Here is a 20,227-nt window from a genome sequence, read left to right as displayed (position 1 = left end):
TATATATCCATCATATCTAAAGAGGATACGAATATATAGTTCATTCATGGGAAAAATTGTATATAATGAAATCATTAATCAATGAGAGGGGAATCATGATGGCACCGATTCACTAATGAACTGAACAGAATAATCAAATAGAATCGGAGGACATCATGAACAAACCACTTACACTCATTACTGGCGTCAGTCGCAATCAAGGCATCGGTGCTGCGATTGCGCGAAAACTTGCTTCTGAAGGACATGACTTGTACTTGACGCACTGGAGTCCGTTTGACGCTAAAGAAGGAATCGGGGAAGAAATTGGCTTCATCGAACGATTGGTTCAAGAACTGACTGAAGAAGGGGCCCGTGTCGAGCATGAGGCATACGATTTGGCTTCAGGAGACGAGGTCGGATTACTTGATCGAATGGAAGCTAAACTTGGTATACCGAACAGGCTAATCCATAACGCGACCTATGAACGACATGTCAACGTTGAGAACTTTACAACCGACGTATTGAGAAAACATTACCTGGTGAATAACGAAGGGACACTCGGACTCACCTTTGCGTTTATTGAGCGCTATAAACAAGCGGGACATCAAGATGGGCGAATCCTGTTCTTCGTATCGGGGGGACCGGATGCGAATAACCTGGCCTACATCGCAACGAAAGGTGCATTGATTGCCATCACACCTGCGTTGGCGAATGGATTAGGAGAATACGGCATTTCGGTGAATGCGTTCGATCCGGGACCGACGGATACGGGTTGGATCAATGACGAACTTCGAGAACACTTGCTACCATTATTTCCTTACAAGCGAATGGGGACGCCTGAAGATACGGCTCGCTTCGTCGCTTTCTTGATGGGCCCAGACGGCGCATGGGTGAATGGCCAACATCTTCACGTTGACGGAGGGTTTACTGGGCGCTAATAGAGAACGTTCGATGGATACAATAAAAAAAAAGACATCTCACTTTAAGTGTGAGATGTCTTTTTTCAATGCCATGTATAGTCTTTATCAACAAATAAACGATTTTTTAAGTCTGTTTTAGAAATTGAAGGATTTGGTGCATCAAGCCAATCGTAATAATCACAGGCACAGGAATCACCAAGTTCAATAGAATAGCCATTATTTATTGTATTAACAGTTATATCGAGTTCATGTTCAGCTAACGTCTTTTTCAATCGATAAATCGTGTTGTATACGTTGTGTAAGGCGCGTTGTGGTTCATCGATGTCCGGGTAAAGGGTTTCGGCAAGCACCCACTTATTAATGACCTGCTTACGATGAAAAACTAAGTAGGCAAATAACTCCTCTGTTTTTTGTGTTGGCCACTTCACAAGATTTCCATCTTGTGTTCGTACCGAAAAACGATCTAGAAATTGTATGCGACAAGATTGATTGAGATTCTTTTGTTGAATCGCCTCATAGCGCTGGATGATGCGCGGAATGACGTTATGAATCATCTGCTCTGTGATGGGCTTCAACAAGTAATGCGTGGCATGCAAATTGAACGCTTCAACGGCATACTGTTGATGGGCGGTCGTGAAGACGACTTGTGTCCGTTCCGGCAAATAGGTCGCCAATTCGAGCCCCGTCATTTCAGGCATCTCGATATCTAAAAAGACAAGGTCTACCGGGTGCTCTTGAATAAAAGTGAGAGCTTGAACCGGACTTTGGAATGAACCAATCCACTCAAGAGACGGCTCCTCTTTTACAATCCGCTCCATCATCCCTAAAATATGATGTTCATCTTCAATTAAAATCGTACGCATCTAAATGATTCGTCCTTTCCTGTTTTGGTAAACGCAGGTGAATGGTGGTGCCTTTTTTCAAAGTGGAGGCTAAGTCAAACGTTGCACCATGAAGGTGTTCGATTCGACTTTTAATATTGCAAATCCCAATCCCAGATGTTTTGTTTGATACGTTTGGATCAAAACCACTCCCTGTATCTTGAACATAAATCTCAATCATTCCGTTTCGTTCCTGGATAGTAAGTGTCAATCGCTTTTGTCCTGGGTGTCGATAGAGACCATGTCGCACGGCATTTTCAACGAGTGGTTGAATTAATAAAGGTGGAATCGAACAGTCGAGAAGAGATTCATCAATTTCTTTCTCGACGTAGAACGAATCACGGAATCGCGTCTGTTCAATGGCGAGATACGAGTCGATCATATCGACTTCTTGGCGAATCGATATCTCGTTTTCGGTTCGACCATTTTCAAAAATGAAGCGGACGTAAGTGCTCAAGTGACTGAGTAGACGAGCCGCATCGGGTGGAGACGTGTAACAGAGTGCAATCACATTTCCAAACGTATTGTAAAGGAAGTGAGGTTTGATTTGAGCGTTAAAGAAGGACATCTCGTGCTGAGAGGCCAACGCTTCAACTTGTTGTTTTTTCCCTTTGTCGGTAGACAGGTGAATCGGTAGAAGCAAAAACATCAATAGGAAATAGATGATGGTAAACGTATTGGCGTACAGCTGCTGATTGGGCGAGACGATGAACGTCGACGTCATGATTCCGATATATCCGACGAGTTGGGCGAGTGTGAAAGTTAATAACTCGAGCGGATTGCCTGTCTTGTACTTTTCAAGAAGCCATCCAATATTCAATCCGACCCAGAAGAACGTGATAAATAAAACGATCATCCATACAAAGTATTCATACACTTCGTAAACGGAAGAGGGCAGGAAGATGGATAGTACAGTCAATCCATATAGTGGATATCTCGAAATGGCCAAAAACCGGTCAAATGACACACGTTCCAAACATCGCGAAAACTCGATTAACATGATGATACTCAGTAAGGCTAAACTTAACGTCAACTTATCACTACCCGAGATCCACATGCCGTCTCGGGACATGATTGAAAAACTCGTCAAAAAAAAGAAAGCTGTTCCGAAACCATACAACCGTTCATTTCGGTGAAAGAGATAGACGATGGCATAGAACATGGCAATCAAAAGTGAAATGAGCAACATGAAAAATTCGTAGCCGGCATAAGCGTTTTGAGTGGTCATGATGGCATGTAACGGTCCGACTAATATACTTTCTTCGATGGGTGCGAAATTACCTGCCTGTCGTTCATGTTGAATCGTCAGTCGGAATTGTTTTGTCTCATCATCGAGCAAGAGCAGAGACGGCTGCTCGACGAGACGATTGTTTCCAATTTGTATCGTTTCAACCATTTTCCCATCTATCAAAATCGTAGAGGAGGATAGGGACTTTGGAATGAGCAAGGCATACGTACCGGTTGGCAACGCGATATCGAGTTCATAGGTAGATTCACGATAAGGGGTTGTAAACGGAATGGTTCGATAGGAGCGGCGATCAACTTGGGTGACAATCCCTGACTCATAGCGCCATGAGCCGTCTAGTCGCAAAATCTCTTCGTCGACAGTAGAAGAGAGAAGAGAAGCTTCGCCCTTGTTAACGGTGACGATCGGATTGATTGACTGATGTCGAATCAATAAAGTGAGACTGACGCCAACCAACATCACAAGGATGAGGATAAACGTCATTCGATTACGCGTCATGAACACATTCCCTTCAATCTTTGTGAGTTTCTTGTGAGGTCATTCCGTTATTCTTTCTAATAGGTGAATGAATTTTTGAAGTGACTCTCCGTCTCATCATCGTACCCGAACTTTTTTTGTTTGAACAGAAAAAGTCATTCACCGTACGAAGTGAGGCATTCTAAGAGTGAAGGAAGAAGGCATTCCATGAAACGTTGGATTGAACAACGCATTAGTCGACAAGTTATGACGATTTTCTATATATTGATTGCCTTAGTGACGCTCACATCGATTGGGACCTATTTTTATACACAGCAATCGATTCAAGAGACGACCGTAAAATTAGAACGAATCAGTGAGCAACGTGCACGGGCGACAGACCTGTTTGAAACGTGGCAATCGATGCAATATGAATTACGAGGGCACGTCCTGTTAGGAGAACGTGCGCTATTAGAAGAAGTAAGAACGGCTCAAACGAACATCGACGAGCAAACGACCTGGTTCGAAGAACAGGCAAGAAACGCGGAAGAAGTACAGTTCGCAGAGGATGCGAGACTTCTCTTCTCCATTTATACAACACGCGTCATGCCGGCACTTGAGCAGTATGTGATTGCGAAGCAGGCAGGAGAAATTGATGAATCCTTCCTGCAGATGCGCACCGTAGGGCAATTCATGCCGAAAAATGAAACGTCGACTCAGACGCGATTTAAATTGAACTCAAGTAGTGCTGCCGATATGAGTGCAAGCATCGTCGATATGGAGTCGGTCTTTACCGACTATCGACAAAATCTTGATTTTCAAGAAAGTGAATTGCGAGATGCGCTGTCAAAACAGTTAGTGAAAGCCCAATGGATGTGGCTTTTGATTCTACTCGGGGCATTGTTCATATTGTTTGTCGGGTTGCAGCCATATATTTTAAGGTTGACCAATCAACTGCAGACGCTGATGGTAAACAGTGAGCGTCTCGCGAGCAACCCGAGCGCGACACTCATCCCGATTAAACCACTGCAAAACGAAGTCGGACAGTTGTCGAAAGCGTTTAATGAGATGGCGACCTCACTTAGGAGCCAACAAGATCAAGTCGATCTCGAACGTGAGAAGACCGCTCGAATTTTGCACACGATGCGCGATTCTATCGTCTATACGGAACTCAAAACGAATGAACGCTTTGGTAACAGTGCGCTCTTTGACTTATATGAACATCCGATTCCATCAACAGAACGGGGCAGTCTATACCCAATTGCGATGTACTATCCGATGTTCATGAACCAGATTGATGATCAAGAGGGACTGAACGGTTTCACGAAGCGTGCTAAAGAAGAAGGCATGTTCGACGAAACGTTCACCTATACGATGCAAGAGGGTCAGAAAACGATTCGCATGTACGCCGAACCGATTGATCTTCAAAATGAACGTGTGGGTGTCATCTTCGTCTCACGAGATATTACCCAGGAAACAGAAGTCAATCGCTTGAAGACAGAACTTGTGGCGACAGTATCCCATGAGCTTCGGACGCCCCTTACCTCGATTCTCGGTTTTTCAGAACTGCTCAAAAGTCGTCAATTGGAAAACACGAAGCGAGAGCGCTATTTAGACATGATTGCGAGTGAGACAAAGCGGCTCGAACGACTCGTGAGTGACTTGCTAGATGTTCAAAAAATGGAGGCGGGTATGAGCGTACCTGACTTTAAAGTAGAGAGTCTATACGATTTATTATCAGATCTCCTCGAAATCCACGCAGGGTCGACAGAGCATCATTTCTTCCACTTTGATTGTGATGAATCGCTATTCGTCGCGGGAGATCCGGCCCAATTACGTCAAGTCTTCTCGAACATCTTGAACAATGCCATCAAGTATTCTCCAAGAGGTGGGAATGTGACAGTCGATGTCACGTGTGAAGATGACACGATTCAAATCAGGATCACGGATGAAGGGTTAGGACTTTCGGAAGAAGATGCAGCACGAATCTTTGATAAATTTTATCGTTCGGCATCGGAAGAAAGTAAACAGATTGGTGGAACCGGATTAGGTTTAGCAATCTGTAAAGAAATCGTTCAACTGCACGGTGGTACCATCTCTGTTCAATCTCAACTAGGAGAAGGAACGACGATGATTGTCGAGTTACCGATGGTCGACCATGTCAATGAAGAGAGTTCATCCTAATTTATGGGATGAACTTTTTTTGAAAAAACGGTGAATGTCACGCTCGTTTGGTACGATATAGAGAGTGAATCATGTTATAGGATGAAAGGAAGACGATTATGCTACGCGGATTATATACAGCAGCGGGAGCGATGAATGCCCTGCAGCGCCAACAAGAGATTTTGAGCAACAACCTTGGTAATGTGAGAACACCAGGCTTCAAAGCGTCTGATGGCGTGGTACGTTCGTTTCCGGAGATGCTTCTTGCACAAGTCAGCAATCCGGATAACGCGAAATCGCGCGTGAAGGGAGAAGTAGGTACCCTATCAATGGGCGTCTATCTTCAAGAAACAATGCCCCGATTCTCAGCTGGGAGTATCACAGAATCCGGTAGCCCGACCGACCTGTATTTAAAGGCACCTACTGATTTTGCGGGAGCCCCGATGTTTGCAGTCGAACAAGGCGGCGAGACGTTATATACGACAAATGGACGCTTCTCGATCGATGAGACGCTCTTCCTTCGTTCTGCGGACGGCGGATATATCCTTTCTGATGAAGGGGAACGAATCCAATTACCATCGAGCGAGTTTCAAGTTGGGAAAGATGGCGTCATCACATCGCTTGGACAAAACGTGGCGACTCTTGGTGCCTACCAAATCGATGACTTGACGACTCTTGAACAAGTCGGCAATGACTGGCGTGTGACGGGTGATGCCCCGGCGCCGGCCCAGGTCGAAGTACTACAAGGATTTATTGAAGAAGCGAACGTCAACCTCGACCAGACGATGGCAGACTTGATGATGACGTATCGTCAGTTTGAGGCGAATCAAAAGGTCGTCCAAGCGTATGATAAAAGTGCCGAGCGGGCAATCGAAATCGCTCGTATTCGTTAAGGAGGAACACCATGCAGTCCATTTATAACTCGGTCAACTCTCTGTCTCAACTTCAGCGTCAATTAGATGTGACAGGTCACAATATCGCAAACGTCGATACGGTCGGCTTTAAGCGTCAACAGGGGCATTTTGCTTCGCTATTGTCGCAGGCGTATAACAACCAACCGCGTCCTGAATTCGAAGTCGGTCGAGACACACCGAACGGGATTCGGATTGGAGTCGGGGGACATGTCGCCGATATTACACAGCAGTTCAATATCGGACAAGTACGTACGACAGATCGTGGATTGGACGTCTTTTTAAAGGCGAGCCGTCAATTTTTTGTCGTGGACACGCCGAACGGTGTCGGGGTGACTCGAAGTGGAAACATGCAATTGTCAGTCGGTGACGAGACGACGCTCGTTGATGTGAACGGGAATCCGCTTCTTGGAGATGACGGTAATCCAATCACGATGCCGAACGATGCGACGAATCAGCGCATTCGTCAAGACGGTGTGGTCGTTGCGAGTGTGAATGGCGTTGAACAAGAATTCGGACGTCTCGACATCGTAGAAGTCCGCAATACGTCGGAATTACGTCCGCTCGGTGATAACGTGTTCGAAGCGGATTTGGAGACCGAAGTCGATCGTCCACTCGGAAATCTATTGATTGAAGGGACACTCGAGTCATCGAACGTTGATTTGACGAAAGAGATGACTGATATGACAATCACACAACGAGCATATCAAATGAACTCACGGGCGATGTCGATGAGCGATCAGATGATGGGGCTTGTCACGGCGTTACGTCCATAACGCATACCGCTTCTCGAGCCGAGAAGCGGTTTTTTTATAGACAAAGGGGGAGAAGCATCAATGCGGATTGTAGTCGCGATGGATTCATTCAAAGGCTCACTTTCGAGTATGGAAGCAAATCAAGCGGTCCTTCGTGCGCTTGAAGGGCATGAGGTCACCATCATACCGATCTCTGACGGAGGAGAAGGTTTTTTGGATGCTTGGATTGCGACACATGCAGAAGGAACCATTATAGAAGAAAATGTCGTGTGCTTGGATGGAATACAGCGCGTTGCACGTTTTGGTTTCGAGCCGTCAACGAGGCACGCGGTAATCGAAGTGGCGGAAACAGCAGGATTGACACTCCTCGCTCATGTCGATCCGTGGCGCTACAGTTCAGTCGGAGTCGGTCAACAGATCGTTCAAGCGCTAGAGCGTGGGGCGAAGATCATCACCATCGGGCTCGGAGGGAGCGGAACGATGGATGGTGGGAAAGGATTGCTCGAAGCGTTAGGTGTTCGTTTTCTTGATGCGAACGGCTCTGTGTTATCGACCATTCCCCATCGACTAGAAGAAGTGGCATCAATTGATTGGTCCGGTCTTCATCCGCGTGCGCGCGAGGTCGTATGGAGAATGTCTTCCGATGTACAGAACCCATTGATTGGTGGAAGCGGAGCAGCCTATGTGTTCGGACCCCAGAAAGGATTGGCGGCAGATGTAGTGAAGCGATATGACCGGATCCTCGATCACTACGCGAACTGTTTTGAAGTGGATAGAAGAGCACTTCCTGGAGCAGGGGCGGCTGGCGGCATCGGCTTTGCGCTATTGCAGCTTGGTGCAATCTACGTGAGTGGCATCGAAGAAGTGGTCAGTTGGTCTAAGCTCGAAGAACAGTTAGAAAAAGCAGATTGGCTGATTACAGGAGAGGGTAAATTTGACGCGCAAAGCTTTGAGGGAAAGGCACCGTATGGGTTGGCGCGCCTTGCACATACGCGCGGGGTCCCGACCCTCGTCTTCACCGGACAGTCCGATTACACATCGCATATGGAGTCCGGCATCGTCGCCATTTTTCCGATCGTGTCTCGGATCATGACGTTAGAAGAAGCGATTTGGGAAGCAGCTCCACTATTGACGAATGCGGTCCAACGCGTGCGTCATATCATTGAAAAGGCGCCACGACAGTAGTCGGGCGCCTTCGCATTCATAAAGAACGATTTTTTAGCAGATCACGAATCTCTGTCAACAGTTGCTCTTCTTTCGTTGGGGTCGGAATAGCAGCTTCCTCCACTTCTTTTTCACGCTGTAAACGATTGATGACTTTGACAATCAAGAAGAGGGCGATGGCGATCAAGAAGAAGGACACAATCTGTTGAATAAAATTGCCATATAACACATCCACTCCGAGTACACGTGCTTTTAAGCTAGAAAAATCGATTCCTCCAATAATGATTCCGAGAAGCGGCATAAAGATATCATTGACGAGTGAGTTCACGATTGCAGTGAACGCTGCACCAAGTACGACAGCAATCGCCAAGTCGATGACGTTCCCCCGCATTGCGAATTTTTTAAATTCATTCCACATAGACAAACCTCCTGACGTTGAATAGTCTAAGCGTAGCATATTTGAAGGTAAAGAAATAAATCGTTCGACTTCTATCAGGGAAGGATGCTTGTTCGACTTTTCTGCATAGGGTACACTAAAAAGGTAGCAATTTACGCATTTTAATACCAGGTACTAATATGATATAATCATTTTAGCTGAAAGGATGGTTGGACGTGGCGAACGATGAACAGACGAGTTCGGAAGAACAAAAAGGTTCACCAGAACAAGAGACGAAGCAGAAAAAGCAATCGCGATTATCGAATCATCGTCGATTCCCGATTTTACTGCGCGTGCTCGTTGTTTTAGTGTTGGCAATCGCGATGCTCGCCCTCGGAGCGGTCATCGGATATAGCGTCATTGGCGGAGGCGATTGGAAAGATGTATTTGACATCGAGACCTGGCGCCATATCACCGATTTTTGGCTAACCTCTTAAAGGCGGTGGATGGATGTATACAATTGAGCAAATCAAAGAAGTAATCCCACACAGATACCCGTTTCTGTTAATTGATCGAATTATCGAAGTCGAGGAAAAGAAGCGTGCTGTTGGATTAAAAAATGTCACGGCGAATGAAGAGTTCTTTAACGGGCATTTCCCAGACTATAATGTCATGCCAGGTGTCTTGATTGTTGAAGCACTCGCACAAGTCGGTGCTTTTGCAATGTTGAAAGACGAATCGAATCGAGGCAAGCTCGCCTTTTTTGCAGGGATTGACAACTGCCGTTTCAAACGCCAAGTCGTCCCGGGTGATCAACTTCGCCTCGAGGTAGAAATCATGAAAATTCGTGGACCAATTGGTAAAGGACGTGCCGTGGCCACGGTCGACGGAGAAGTTGCTTGTGAAGCAGAACTCACTTTCGCCTTGAAGTAAGGAGAAATGGGATGCGTGCTTTAGTCATTGTATTATTAGTTGGCTTGATGACGATTGTGGGTTGTCAGCAGCTCCAGACAGAAGAGTCGAGTGAAGAGAACGTCGTTTACGAACAAAATGTGGATGAAACGATGATTGATAAACGTGCAGGACAGTCCGATGCAATCGCCGTTTCTCTTGAGCGAACGAATAACACGACGATGCTCTTCACGATTCGAATGCTCGAAAATCGTCGTCTTGATCCGACGACGGTCATGAGTTATGAGGTCGAAGGCGAACGCGTTGCGATTCCGTTTGGTGAACTGATTGCAGAGCGTGAAGAGGATATTCGGACGTATGAGTATCAGACGGACGTAGACCCGGATCTGTTCGTATCAGAGACACTTCCACTCTTCCATCTCGTTGAAGAAGGTGAATCGGAAATCACGATACCACTCGAAGTCATTAATTCGACAAATGGTGAATAAGAAACAGGCGATGTTGTCGAAAATCGCCTGTTTTTTTGTGGAGATAAGTCTATTCTATCCGATAAAAAGAGTAAGGAGAGAATGGAGGAATTTTGAGATGAAACAGAAATCAGAGTCGTTACAGACGCGCATTCTAGCATCAATGTTGGTCTTCGTCACGTTGCTCATCATTTTGTTTGGAGTAGTGCAATACTTCAGTACGAAGCATTCCGTACTCAGTACGTTACATGCGACGTTAATTGAAGATGGTGAACGGATTAGTGAATCATTGGATGTCGATGCCTATGCATCCTTCGTAGCGAATCCGTCAAAAAATGAGCAGTATGAGCAGTTTCGTAAATATTTAGATGCATATCGTCAGCAAATTGGAGCGATGTATGTATACACGATCGCCACAGAGGGTGAGGAAGTTCGAATGATCGTGGACGGATTGAGCGAAGCGGATGCCGCAGAAATCGGGTCTCCGACTACAGCGATGACGTATGAAGGAGCATCGCCCGCATTCCAAGGTGAGACCGTCGCAACCGATGTCATCGATGATCCGGAGTACGGGAAGTATGTGACGGTGCTCGTCCCGATTAAACAAGGGAACGAGGTAGTTGGGGTACTCGGAATTGATAAAGCTGCTACTGAGGTCTCCGCGATTACAGGAGATGTCTTAAAAGAGAGTTTAGTTCCAATCTTAATCGGTTTACTCGTGCTCCTTGTCGTTTCGGGAATCATCATCTGGCGTTATCTTGGCTGGAAATTGCGTCCACTTCAAGCGCTAGAACGTGTGGCCACATCCATTGCTGAAGGTGATTTGGCGACAGCGACGACTGCGGTTGAAGGTATTAAGTTAAAATCTAATGACGAAATCAAACGTCTGACGGTATCGATGGATAAGATGACACATATGTTAAAAGATTTGATTTCCGGCATTCAAACGTCGGCACAGACGGTACGGGATGAGAGTGGCAACGTTTCAGGTATCTCAGAAGAGGTAAATGATGCCTCTCGCCAAATTGCCTATACGATGGAAGAAATCGCAAGCGGTGTTGAGAATCAAAGTGTCTTGACGATGCGTCTTTACGGACATATGAATGAATTTTCGACACTTGTCGAGCAAACGACATCAGACGGAGAACAAGTGAGTGAGCAGGCGGAAGTCGTCAGTCGGGTGACGATGGATGGTCTACGTTACATGGAGAGTGCCGTCAATCAAATGACTCACATTCATGCGCAAGTGAAAACATCACAAGGACAAGTCCGCGACTTTGAACAACAAGCGGACGAGGTGACGGAACTGGTCACGATGATTCGTCAAATTTCACAACAGACAAACTTGCTTGCACTCAATGCAGCGATTGAAGCGGCTCGGGCCGGTGAACACGGAAAAGGGTTTGCCGTCGTCGCCTCGGAGATTCGGAAACTTTCGGATAGTGTCGCTGAGTCTGTCAGTGAAATTTCGGAAATCGTCGGAAGCGTCAAACAAAACTCGATTGCGCTCGGTCAAACCTTTACAGAGAGCATGACGGCTGCAGAGGAAGGGAAAGCGACACTTGAATCAACGAAGCGTGCGTTCACTGAAATCGAACAGAGCGTTCGTCACATGCAACAATTGACGAGTTCGATGCGTGGCCAACTCGATCGAGTGAAGACGAACCAGGACCACATTCAACATGGACTGTCTGAAATTGCTTCGATTTCAGAAGAAAGTACGGCCGGAAATGAGGAAGTGGCTGCTTCGACGGAACAGATGTCGGCGACGAGTGAGACGATGAATCGTCTCGTAAAAGATTTGTCGAGCACGGCAGAGGACATGCAACGAATGAGTCAACAGTTCAAGTTATAAACAGTCTCACTTCAGACAGACCTCTCGTGCGTCCGCTATAATGGGCGCAAGGGAGGTTTTTTCATGCAACAATTCTCTAGTGAACTGACACAGTTTCGGGGAAGTCATTATGACTTCGGACGATTTCAAGGAAAATATATTAAGCGCAGTCAATTGCTCGAAAATCGGACGGATCAGTGGAAACTACGCGTTCCGCGATTTGAGATTGATGCCACTGAGGCAAAGGCTGCCTTCGATGAATTTGCTCCAAAGATTTGGGAAGAGTTGATTGGGTTACAAGATGAGCTGAAGCTGTCGCTCAATGACACGTTACTTCATTTCGGACATTTTCGAGTCAACAATCCAATCAGCGGCTGTTCGATTTTGACGGGGGATAACTTTCTCGTTCGGAATTACGATTATCACCCGATGACGTATGACGGTCGATACAACGTCTTTCAACCGGATGACGGGTATGCGGTCATCGGACCGGTCTCTCGTGTCACCGGACGTATGGACGGAATGAATGAAAAAGGACTTGCCATGGGCTACAATTTCATCAATCGTCGTCGACCCGGGGACGGGTTTGTCTGTCAAATGATTGGACGAATCATTCTAGAAACATGTGCGACGGTGGAAGAAGCAGTCGATTTATTAAAAGAGATTCCGCATCGCGGGTCATTCACATACGTCGTCCATGACAAATCATCGAAAACACGTGTAATCGAGGCGACGCCTCGAGACATCCAAGTACGGGAATCGAATATCTGTACAAACCATTTTGAACTACTCCAACACGAGAATCGCTATCATCTTGATGATTCGACTCGTCGCATGATGGAAATCAAAGTCGTGCAACACTTGATTCAAGATGCGGAGAGCGCATTCCGTCTCATGAACGACACCGACAAGGGCGTCTTTTCAGAATTGTACAAGAGTTGGGCGGGAACGATTCATACGGCTGCTTATTTCCCTGAAACGCTCGAGACCTGGTTTGCGCTCGGTGGAGACCGTGATCCGGTCATCTTCGACTTCCAAAAATGGCTCGATGGGGAAGATTTCGATCTTCATGCACTTGACGGTGAATTGGCGACAGATATCGAGTTTGCGAATACGGTTCAACTTTGGCGCTGACGTTTGTCAGTGCTTTTTTTAGGAGAAACGGGAATACCCATTATAGGAGGGATGAAAGATGAAACGATTTGGAATCATACTCATCATGCTGACACTTGTTACACTACTCGGAGGTTGTGTTCCGGGTGACGGTACGTACACGACGGATCCGGCAGGTTTTTTCTGGGGTATTTGGCACGGATGGATTGCACCGATCTCACTCATTTTAGGATTATTCAATGATACGTATCGTGTGTATGAAGTGAACAATACCGGCTGGTTCTATGATTTAGGATTTTACATCGCTGTCATCAGTGGATTTGGTGGATTGACGTTGACGCGGAAAAGTCGAGGGTAATCTGGAGTGACCAAACGAGGTCACTCTTTTTAAAATCTTTTTTACCGTAAACGCTTGCATAAAAATATTTTTCATATTATGATTCAGGTGAAAATGATTTTAAGGAGGATTTATTCATGTCACGTCTCTTTGAACGAGCGCAACAATTCGGGAAATCGTTCATGTTGCCGATTGCTGTCTTACCGGCCGCTGGACTACTGTTAGGAATTGGGGGCGCCTTGTCTAACCCGAATACGGTGCAAGCGTACCCGTTCCTCGACATCGACTGGTTGCAACATCTATTCACCATTATGGCGGCTGCCGGTTCGATTGTATTCGCGAACTTGGCTGTGTTGTTTGCCATCGGTGTCGCTGTCGGACTCGCGAAGTCTGATAAAGGAACGGCCGGATTGGCAGCGATGCTTGGGTATTTGATTATGAATGCGACCATCAACGCAATGCTTCAGATTACTGGAGAGTTGATGGAAACGAACTTAGCGAGTGCCGGTCAAGGGATGGCGCTCGGAATTCAAACGCTTGAAACTGGTGTGTTCGGTGGGATCTTGATTGGGATTGTCACGGCGCTCTTGCATAACCGCTACAACAAGCAAGTGCTTCCACAGTTCCTCGGGTTCTTCAGCGGATCACGTTTTGTCCCAATCATCACGTCATTCGTTGCGATTGGTGTAGGGATTGGGCTCTACTTCATCTGGCCGACGGTGCAGAACGGGATTTTCTCGTTAGGTGGTCTCGTTGAAAAAACAGGATATATCGGAACATTTATTTATGGGTTCGTCCTTCGGATGCTTGGACCATTTGGATTGCACCATATCTTCTACATTCCGTTTTGGACCACTGGGCTCGGGGGCTCGATGGTCATTGACGGAACATTGATCGAAGGAACACAAAAGATTTTCTTCGCGCAGTTGGCTGACCCGAACACGACACAATTCTATGAAGGAACAGCACGATTTATGTCGGGTCGATTCATTACGATGATGTTTGGTCTTCTCGGTGCGGCGCTTGCCATGTATCACTGTGCAAAGCCGGAGCAAAAGAAAATCGTGTTCGGGCTCTTGTTCTCGGCAGCACTCACCTCATTCTTGACGGGAATCACAGAGCCACTCGAATTCGCATTTTTGTTTGTCGCACCGGTCCTCTATCTAGTACATGCTATCTTTGATGGACTTGCTTTTATGATGGCTCACATCTTTGAGATTACGATTGGTCAAACATTCTCTGGTGGGTTCATTGATTTTATCTTATTCGGGGTCTTACAAGGGAATGACAAGACGAACTGGATGCTCGTACCGGTCATCGGTGCCTTCTGGTTCTTGCTCTACTACGTAACGTTCCGTTTCCTCATCACAAAGTTCAATTTCATGACACCTGGACGATCGGATGAGACAGTAAAAACAGCAGACGTTGCGGTGTCGGATCGTACGTCAGCCATCATTGCGGCACTAGGTGGCGACGACAATATTGAGACGGTCGACTGCTGCGCGACACGCCTCCGCGTCACCGTCAACGACAATCAACATGTCCGTGAAGACTTGTTGAAAGAGACGGGCGCTCACGGGGTGGTTCAAAAAGGGAATGGAATTCAAGTAATCTACGGTCCTTCTGTTACAATTATTAAGAATGAAGTCCAAGAGGCGTTAGGCCGGGGCGAATAACGAATGTGTTGGAGGGAAGAACCGTGTGGGAGCAAATAAAACACGTGTATTCAGAAATGACGGGCAGTGAGAAAAAGATTGCGGATTATCTGATGGCGAACATGAATGAGGCAATCGAAATGAACATTACTGATTTGGCAAATGCGATTGCGACTTCACCAGGGACAATCACGCGGTTTTGCAAAAAAATCGGAGTGGGAAGTTATAGTTCACTGAAGCTCATGATGCAAAAGACGTTGACGGAAACGAATTTGCCCCAAACGACTTCGCTCGAACCGATGCAGCGGTCATACATTGAATTGATTCAGACGACCGCTCATTTAATTGAACAGGATGAACTACTTGCGATTTGTAAAGAGATTACATCGAGCCGATCCGTTCACTTATACGGATTAGGCAACGCCGGACTAGTGGCACAGGAAATGGAATACAGATTGAGACGGATGGGATTGTTGGCGACTACCGCTTTCGACAGTCACAGCATGGTCATGGACGCATCGATTGTCACGTCAGAAGACGTAGTCATTGCCTTTTCGAATAGTGGAGAAAGTCGAGAAGTCGTCCAGGCGATGCAACTCGCGAAAGAGTCGGGGTGTACGACAGTTGCATTCGTCGGTTATCAACATTCACCACTTGCTGAACTTGTCGACTATCGGTTGTTGACTGCCGGTGCCTCCGGTGAGGCATTCTTGATTAATACACAACTCCCACTTCTCTTCACAGCCGACGCGGTGACGAAGACATTGATGGAGACGAATGAAGCATTAAAAGCGCATTATCTACAAACACTTAAAGCGCTTGATCGTTTAAAAGAAAGAAGTGAATAACTATTATGATAACGTTACCGACTGGATTGATTGTTTCGTGCCAGGCTTTAGAAGGTGAACCGCTCCATAGTGAATTCATTATGGGACGGATGGCTATTGCGGCCGTTCAAGGTGGCGCCAAAGGAATTCGAGCCAATTCAGCGAGGGATATTCAAGAGATAAAAAAACACGTGACTGTTCCGATTATTGGTATCGTCAAACGTGACTATGAAGATAGTGACGTGTTCATCACAGCGACCATGAAAGAGATCGAGGAATTGATGGAAGTCGGTGTGGACGCCATCGCGCTCGACGCGACAAAGCGTCCTCGTCCGGGAAACCTGTCACTCCAAGAACTGGTTCACGCTATCCGCTCGATTTATCCGAATCAATTGTTGATGGCTGATTGCGCGACCCTAGAGGACTGCATTGAGGCGGATCGCCTTGGTTTCGACTATATCTCGACAACTTTGCACGGATATACAGACGAAACGAAAGGATCTCTTCTCTACCATGATGATTTCAAGTTTTTAAAAGATGTGTTAGATCACGTGACACAGCCGGTCGTGGCCGAGGGGAATATTTTGACACCTGAGATGGCAAAGCGTTGTATGGATTTAGGAACGCACGCGGTCGTTGTAGGGGGAGCCATCACCCGTCCGCATCAAATCACGGCACGATTCGATGCAGCGCTCACTTCGAGTGTGAAGAGTCCGCTGTAAGAATGAATCAATCAGGACGCTATTCAATACCTCACGACGCGATGGACGTCGTGAGGTATTTTTTATATATCGGTACAGGGAAAGACCAAACTGTTCGATATAATGAGTGTGGATGATTTTTAGCGTGGAGGTGCCATATGCACTCATATGAGTTTCAAATGTATCGGAATTTCGATGAGCTAGCGATTGACTTGATTGAGTTAGCAAAAGAAATAGTACCAGATAAACTAGTCTATCTCACGTCAATTGAGAATGACACCCAACATATACTCAAACTGTCCTCACAAGATTCTCCTATCCTACTTGAAGAAGGCATGTCCTTTGATTTGAAGGATACGGTATGTAATCGAATCGATTTCAATCAACGAGAAATTTTGATGTATGAAGACATTGAGTCGCAGATTGAATCGACGCGACTTCAGTCATTACTGCGCGAAGTGAACATCAAGTCGTATTTGGGAATCCCGATTCTGACGAAGAACGGGGATATTTTCGGTACGCTCTGTGTCGCCAATCATAAAAGCGCCCAGTACGATTCAAAAAGTGTCCGCTTGTTGAAGCGCGTGGTTCGTATGTTCAGTTACTATTTAGAACTCGAACGTCGTGCCTCACGGGATGAATTGACGAATCTTTATAACCGACATTACTTGAATAACTATTTTGAGACGAATCCGAATCAAGGTGGGGCACTGTTTTTAATTGATTTAGATGGGTTCAAATGGGTGAATGACACATTCGGTCATGATGAAGGGGACCTTGTCCTAAAAGAAGTGGCGCTTCGTCTGAGACGTTTGATGGAGCCGATACCTGATTCGAGAGTGTATCGTTTAGGTGGGGATGAATTTCTTATAAAAATCGCACATGCGTTATCAAAAGAGACTGTCATTGGGTATGCTGAACAAATCTTGTCTGTATTGAAAGAATGGGACGACCATCTCCCGTTATCAGCGAGCATCGGCATCGCTCAATATGATTCCGACGAACAGGCGGACCTCGGTCGATTGTTGAAAGAGGCAGACATTGCACTGTATCAATCTAAATCGAGCGGGAAAAACACGTACAAGTTTTATAAATAACGTCAGAAGGCTAAACCGATGGATTACGATTGGTTTAGCCTTCTGTTTTCGCATTCAGCACCAACGAACCGATTGGCGTGAAAGGATCGAATGAAAAACGGGTAGTGATTAAGAGTTCGGTTTGCATCCCATAACGGCGACCGTATGATAATCACGGGAGTCCGGTCCACGTTGTACCGATACGTCCTTGAATCCGAGACTCACCGCTGCGGGGATAAATTGATTCCGAATCATATCGGAGATGTCGTTCCATTCGACATCACCTTTCCCGTCACAGTAGGTGATGACAAATGTGCCATTCGGTTTCAAGACACGTTCGATTTCAGACAGAACGGTCGTGACATCTCTCCAGAAATATAGTGTGTGAACGCTGAACACGTGATTGACGAATGCGTCCATCATCTTAAATTGATGCAAATCTCCTTGAATCAACTTCGCCCGTTTTGTTTGCATCGAAGCATGATTACGCTGTCGTGCTGAATCGAGAATCGTCTTCGAACGGTCGAGACCCATGACATGTACGTCAGGATGTCGTTGAAGGATGGTCGCCATCGCATCGCCGGCCCCGCACCCGAGCTCTAGAACGGTTGTACCAGGTTGAATGTCTAACTGTTCAATCGTCCATTCGACTTCGACCCGGTGTTGGCGTACCATCTTTTCCCCGATATACTTTCCGACGGGACCCCTTGGATTCTCGTATTGACTGTCAATCCATTTCAGTAGCACTTGTGGTAACACATCATCACCTCACTTCGAAAGTAGCTCGATTGTAGCACATCGATGAGACAAAGGAGTCAACAACATGCGTTCATTTTGGATACTCGGCAACCAACTCTCGCACGAACTTGCGATGTTGAAGGATATGAAAGAAGATGACGTCATCGTCATGATTGAGGCGACATCACGCGCATCGTGGCGTCCGTACCATAAACAAAAGCTCGTCCTGATCTTCTCTGCGATGCGCCACTTTGCGGAAGAATTGCGTGATAAAGGATATACCGTAGATTACCACGAAGCGGATTCGTTCCAAGAGGCGTGGGACAACCATGTGAAACAGTACAATCCGGACGAAATTCATATCACCGCCGTCACGGACGAACCGATGGCGAAAAAACTGAAACAGTTCGGTAAGAAACATCACCTTGTCGAACATACGGATGTCCCGCTCTTCTACTTATCAAAAAAGGAAGCGACCGAGACGCTCGGAAATGAACCGTGGCGGATGGATCGTTTTTATCGTTACATGCGTAAGCGATTCGACGTATTACTCGAAGACGGGAAGCCTCGCGGTGGAAAATGGTCATTTGATACGGATAACCGAAAACCACCGAAAGAAGGACTATCGATTCCATCTGCCATCCATTTCCGTCCAGATTCGATCACGAAAGACGTCATCGAAAAAGTCGAGTCAACGTTCTCGGAGCATCCAGGAGAGGTGACCCCGTTCCATTGGCCGGTCACACATCATGAGGCGAGACGTGCGCTAAAACGGTTCGTAGAAGAGCGTCTTGAGACGTTCGGCCCGTATCAAGATGCGATGATGACGGATGAACCCGAGATGTCGCACAGCCTGTTGTCAGCTGCCATCAATATCGGTCTACTGACACCGCGAGAAGTCGTTGATGCGGCATGTCAGGCGGATGCACCGCTATCGTCGATTGAAGGATTCGTCCGGCAAATCCTCGGTTGGCGGGAATATATGCGCGCCGTCTATCTCGCTGTCATGCCCGGTTATGAAGACGTGAACACGTTCAAGCATGAACGCGACTTACCGTCCTTCTTCTGGGATGCGAAGACGGATTTGAACTGTCTGCATCAAAGTTTGAAACCGGTCGTCGCGCATGCCCACAATCATCATATCCAGCGACTGATGGTGCTCGGAAACTATGCGACATTGTTCGAGATTTCACCGCAACAGACGAGCGACTGGTTCAACGAGATGTACATCGATGCCTATGACTGGGTCGTCTTACCGAACGTTCTTGGGATGGCCCTTCATGCGGACGGTGGAAAGCTCGCCACAAAACCGTATGTCGCTTCCGGAAAATATATCGACCGGATGAGTGACTACTGTCGGGATTGCGCATACAACCCGAAACATACGACAGAAGACGACGCCTGTCCGTTCAACGCCCTCTATTGGCGGTTCATCGATCGTCACGAGGAACGATTCTCGAAAAACCAGCGGATGAAGATGATGGTCCGCAATTGGCAAGGACGGGATGATGATGTGAAATCCGATATCTTAGCGAAAGCCGAACAGACGTTGACCGATTCCCCGTGAATCGGTTTTTTTACGTTCTCTTCATGAAACTTTGCGATTTCTTTATCGTGTCTTTACAATCGTTCGTTACGATAGGAGCTGTGAGACCCCCTCACTCCAAGTGAATAGTTACCGGTAGAACCTTTGAGAGACCAACAGAAGCCCGTACG

20 protein-coding genes are annotated in these 20,227 nt (G+C 46.6%); 16 read left to right on the top strand and 4 right to left on the bottom strand.

Annotated features, from left to right (window positions below):
* The first annotated feature begins 155 nt into the window (after positions 1–155).
* On the top strand, positions 156–917 hold the full coding sequence (locus KNO78_RS09145) for an SDR family oxidoreductase (protein WP_214690432.1): 762 nt from the start codon (positions 156–158) through the stop codon (positions 915–917).
* A gap of 65 nt (positions 918–982) precedes the next feature.
* On the opposite strand, the gene KNO78_RS09140 is transcribed toward KNO78_RS09145, so the two are convergent.
* A complete protein-coding gene (locus KNO78_RS09140) occupies positions 983–1,762 on the bottom strand; it encodes a response regulator (RefSeq protein WP_159562966.1) in 780 nt (259 codons plus the stop codon).
* The gene (locus KNO78_RS09135; protein WP_214690433.1) at positions 1,743–3,524 is read right to left on the bottom strand and encodes a sensor histidine kinase; all 1,782 of its coding nucleotides are present in this window, start codon (positions 3,522–3,524) and stop codon (positions 1,743–1,745) included. The genes KNO78_RS09140 and KNO78_RS09135 overlap by 20 nt, the downstream gene beginning before the upstream one ends.
* A 186-nt stretch (positions 3,525–3,710) precedes the next feature.
* On the opposite strand from KNO78_RS09135, the gene KNO78_RS09130 reads away from it, so the two are divergent.
* The 4 genes from KNO78_RS09130 (at position 3,711) to KNO78_RS09115 (ending at position 8,496) form a co-directional block, all read left to right on the top strand.
* The gene (locus tag KNO78_RS09130; protein ID WP_214690434.1) at positions 3,711–5,666 is read left to right on the top strand and encodes a HAMP domain-containing sensor histidine kinase; all 1,956 of its coding nucleotides are present in this window, start codon (positions 3,711–3,713) and stop codon (positions 5,664–5,666) included.
* Between the two features lie 98 nt (positions 5,667–5,764).
* Positions 5,765–6,538, top strand: a complete 774-nt coding sequence (locus KNO78_RS09125; RefSeq protein WP_159562963.1) for a flagellar hook-basal body protein — start codon at positions 5,765–5,767, stop codon at positions 6,536–6,538.
* 11 nt (positions 6,539–6,549) lie between these two features.
* Positions 6,550–7,332, top strand: coding sequence for a flagellar hook-basal body protein (locus KNO78_RS09120; RefSeq protein WP_196431264.1), 783 nt, complete (start codon positions 6,550–6,552; stop codon positions 7,330–7,332).
* A 60-nt stretch (positions 7,333–7,392) separates the two neighbouring features.
* Positions 7,393–8,496 (top strand): glycerate kinase family protein, encoded by a 1,104-nt coding sequence (locus KNO78_RS09115; protein WP_214690435.1) that lies wholly within the window; start codon positions 7,393–7,395, stop codon positions 8,494–8,496.
* A gap of 16 nt (positions 8,497–8,512) precedes the next feature.
* Here KNO78_RS09115 and mscL read toward each other — a convergent pair whose 3' ends face one another.
* The gene (gene mscL / locus KNO78_RS09110; protein WP_214690436.1) at positions 8,513–8,893 is read right to left on the bottom strand and encodes a large conductance mechanosensitive channel protein MscL; all 381 of its coding nucleotides are present in this window, start codon (positions 8,891–8,893) and stop codon (positions 8,513–8,515) included.
* Between the two features lie 194 nt (positions 8,894–9,087).
* On the opposite strand from mscL, the gene KNO78_RS09105 reads away from it, so the two are divergent.
* The 10 genes from KNO78_RS09105 (at position 9,088) to KNO78_RS09060 (ending at position 17,794) form a co-directional block, all read left to right on the top strand.
* The gene (locus tag KNO78_RS09105) at positions 9,088–9,348 is read left to right on the top strand and encodes a DNA-directed RNA polymerase subunit beta (protein WP_031422281.1); all 261 of its coding nucleotides are present in this window, start codon (positions 9,088–9,090) and stop codon (positions 9,346–9,348) included.
* A gap of 13 nt (positions 9,349–9,361) precedes the next feature.
* On the top strand, positions 9,362–9,784 hold the full coding sequence (fabZ, locus tag KNO78_RS09100) for a 3-hydroxyacyl-ACP dehydratase FabZ (RefSeq protein ID WP_031422282.1): 423 nt from the start codon (positions 9,362–9,364) through the stop codon (positions 9,782–9,784).
* 11 nt (positions 9,785–9,795) lie between these two features.
* Positions 9,796–10,251 carry a hypothetical protein gene (locus KNO78_RS09095; protein ID WP_074035755.1) on the top strand — a complete coding sequence of 152 codons (456 nt, stop codon included), beginning with the start codon at positions 9,796–9,798 and terminating at the stop codon, positions 10,249–10,251.
* 97 nt (positions 10,252–10,348) lie between these two features.
* Positions 10,349–12,085 carry a methyl-accepting chemotaxis protein gene (locus KNO78_RS09090; RefSeq protein WP_214690437.1) on the top strand — a complete coding sequence of 579 codons (1,737 nt, stop codon included), beginning with the start codon at positions 10,349–10,351 and terminating at the stop codon, positions 12,083–12,085.
* Positions 12,086–12,148: 63 nt separating this feature from the next.
* Positions 12,149–13,198 (top strand): C45 family autoproteolytic acyltransferase/hydrolase, encoded by a 1,050-nt coding sequence (locus KNO78_RS09085; RefSeq protein WP_196431260.1) that lies wholly within the window; start codon positions 12,149–12,151, stop codon positions 13,196–13,198.
* 58 nt (positions 13,199–13,256) lie between these two features.
* Positions 13,257–13,535: a hypothetical protein gene (locus KNO78_RS09080; protein ID WP_012727334.1), complete on the top strand. Its 279-nt coding sequence runs from the start codon at positions 13,257–13,259 to the stop codon at positions 13,533–13,535.
* A gap of 116 nt (positions 13,536–13,651) precedes the next feature.
* A complete protein-coding gene (locus tag KNO78_RS09075) occupies positions 13,652–15,190 on the top strand; it encodes a maltose/glucose-specific PTS transporter subunit IIC (protein WP_214690438.1) in 1,539 nt (512 codons plus the stop codon).
* 23 nt (positions 15,191–15,213) lie between these two features.
* Positions 15,214–16,017, top strand: coding sequence for a MurR/RpiR family transcriptional regulator (locus KNO78_RS09070; protein WP_214690439.1), 804 nt, complete (start codon positions 15,214–15,216; stop codon positions 16,015–16,017).
* 5 nt (positions 16,018–16,022) lie between these two features.
* On the top strand, positions 16,023–16,718 hold the full coding sequence (locus KNO78_RS09065) for an N-acetylmannosamine-6-phosphate 2-epimerase (RefSeq protein ID WP_012727331.1): 696 nt from the start codon (positions 16,023–16,025) through the stop codon (positions 16,716–16,718).
* A 137-nt stretch (positions 16,719–16,855) separates the two neighbouring features.
* A complete protein-coding gene (locus KNO78_RS09060) occupies positions 16,856–17,794 on the top strand; it encodes a sensor domain-containing diguanylate cyclase (RefSeq protein WP_214690440.1) in 939 nt (312 codons plus the stop codon).
* Positions 17,795–17,902: 108 nt separating this feature from the next.
* Here the strand turns inward: KNO78_RS09060 and KNO78_RS09055 are convergent, their stop codons facing one another.
* The gene (locus KNO78_RS09055; protein ID WP_214690441.1) at positions 17,903–18,532 is read right to left on the bottom strand and encodes a class I SAM-dependent methyltransferase; all 630 of its coding nucleotides are present in this window, start codon (positions 18,530–18,532) and stop codon (positions 17,903–17,905) included.
* A 64-nt stretch (positions 18,533–18,596) separates the two neighbouring features.
* Between KNO78_RS09055 and KNO78_RS09050 the strand changes: the two genes are divergently transcribed.
* The gene (locus tag KNO78_RS09050) at positions 18,597–20,078 is read left to right on the top strand and encodes a cryptochrome/photolyase family protein (RefSeq protein WP_214690442.1); all 1,482 of its coding nucleotides are present in this window, start codon (positions 18,597–18,599) and stop codon (positions 20,076–20,078) included.
* Positions 20,079–20,227: the final 149 nt, after the last annotated feature.

Origin of the sequence: Exiguobacterium sp. s132, from assembly GCF_018617235.1 — a bacterium.
In the GTDB taxonomy this organism is placed as follows: Bacteria; Bacillota; Bacilli; order Exiguobacteriales; family Exiguobacteriaceae; genus Exiguobacterium; species Exiguobacterium profundum.
The sequence above is the reverse complement of the archived record's forward strand: the minus strand, read 5'-3'. Positions and strand labels throughout refer to the sequence as shown.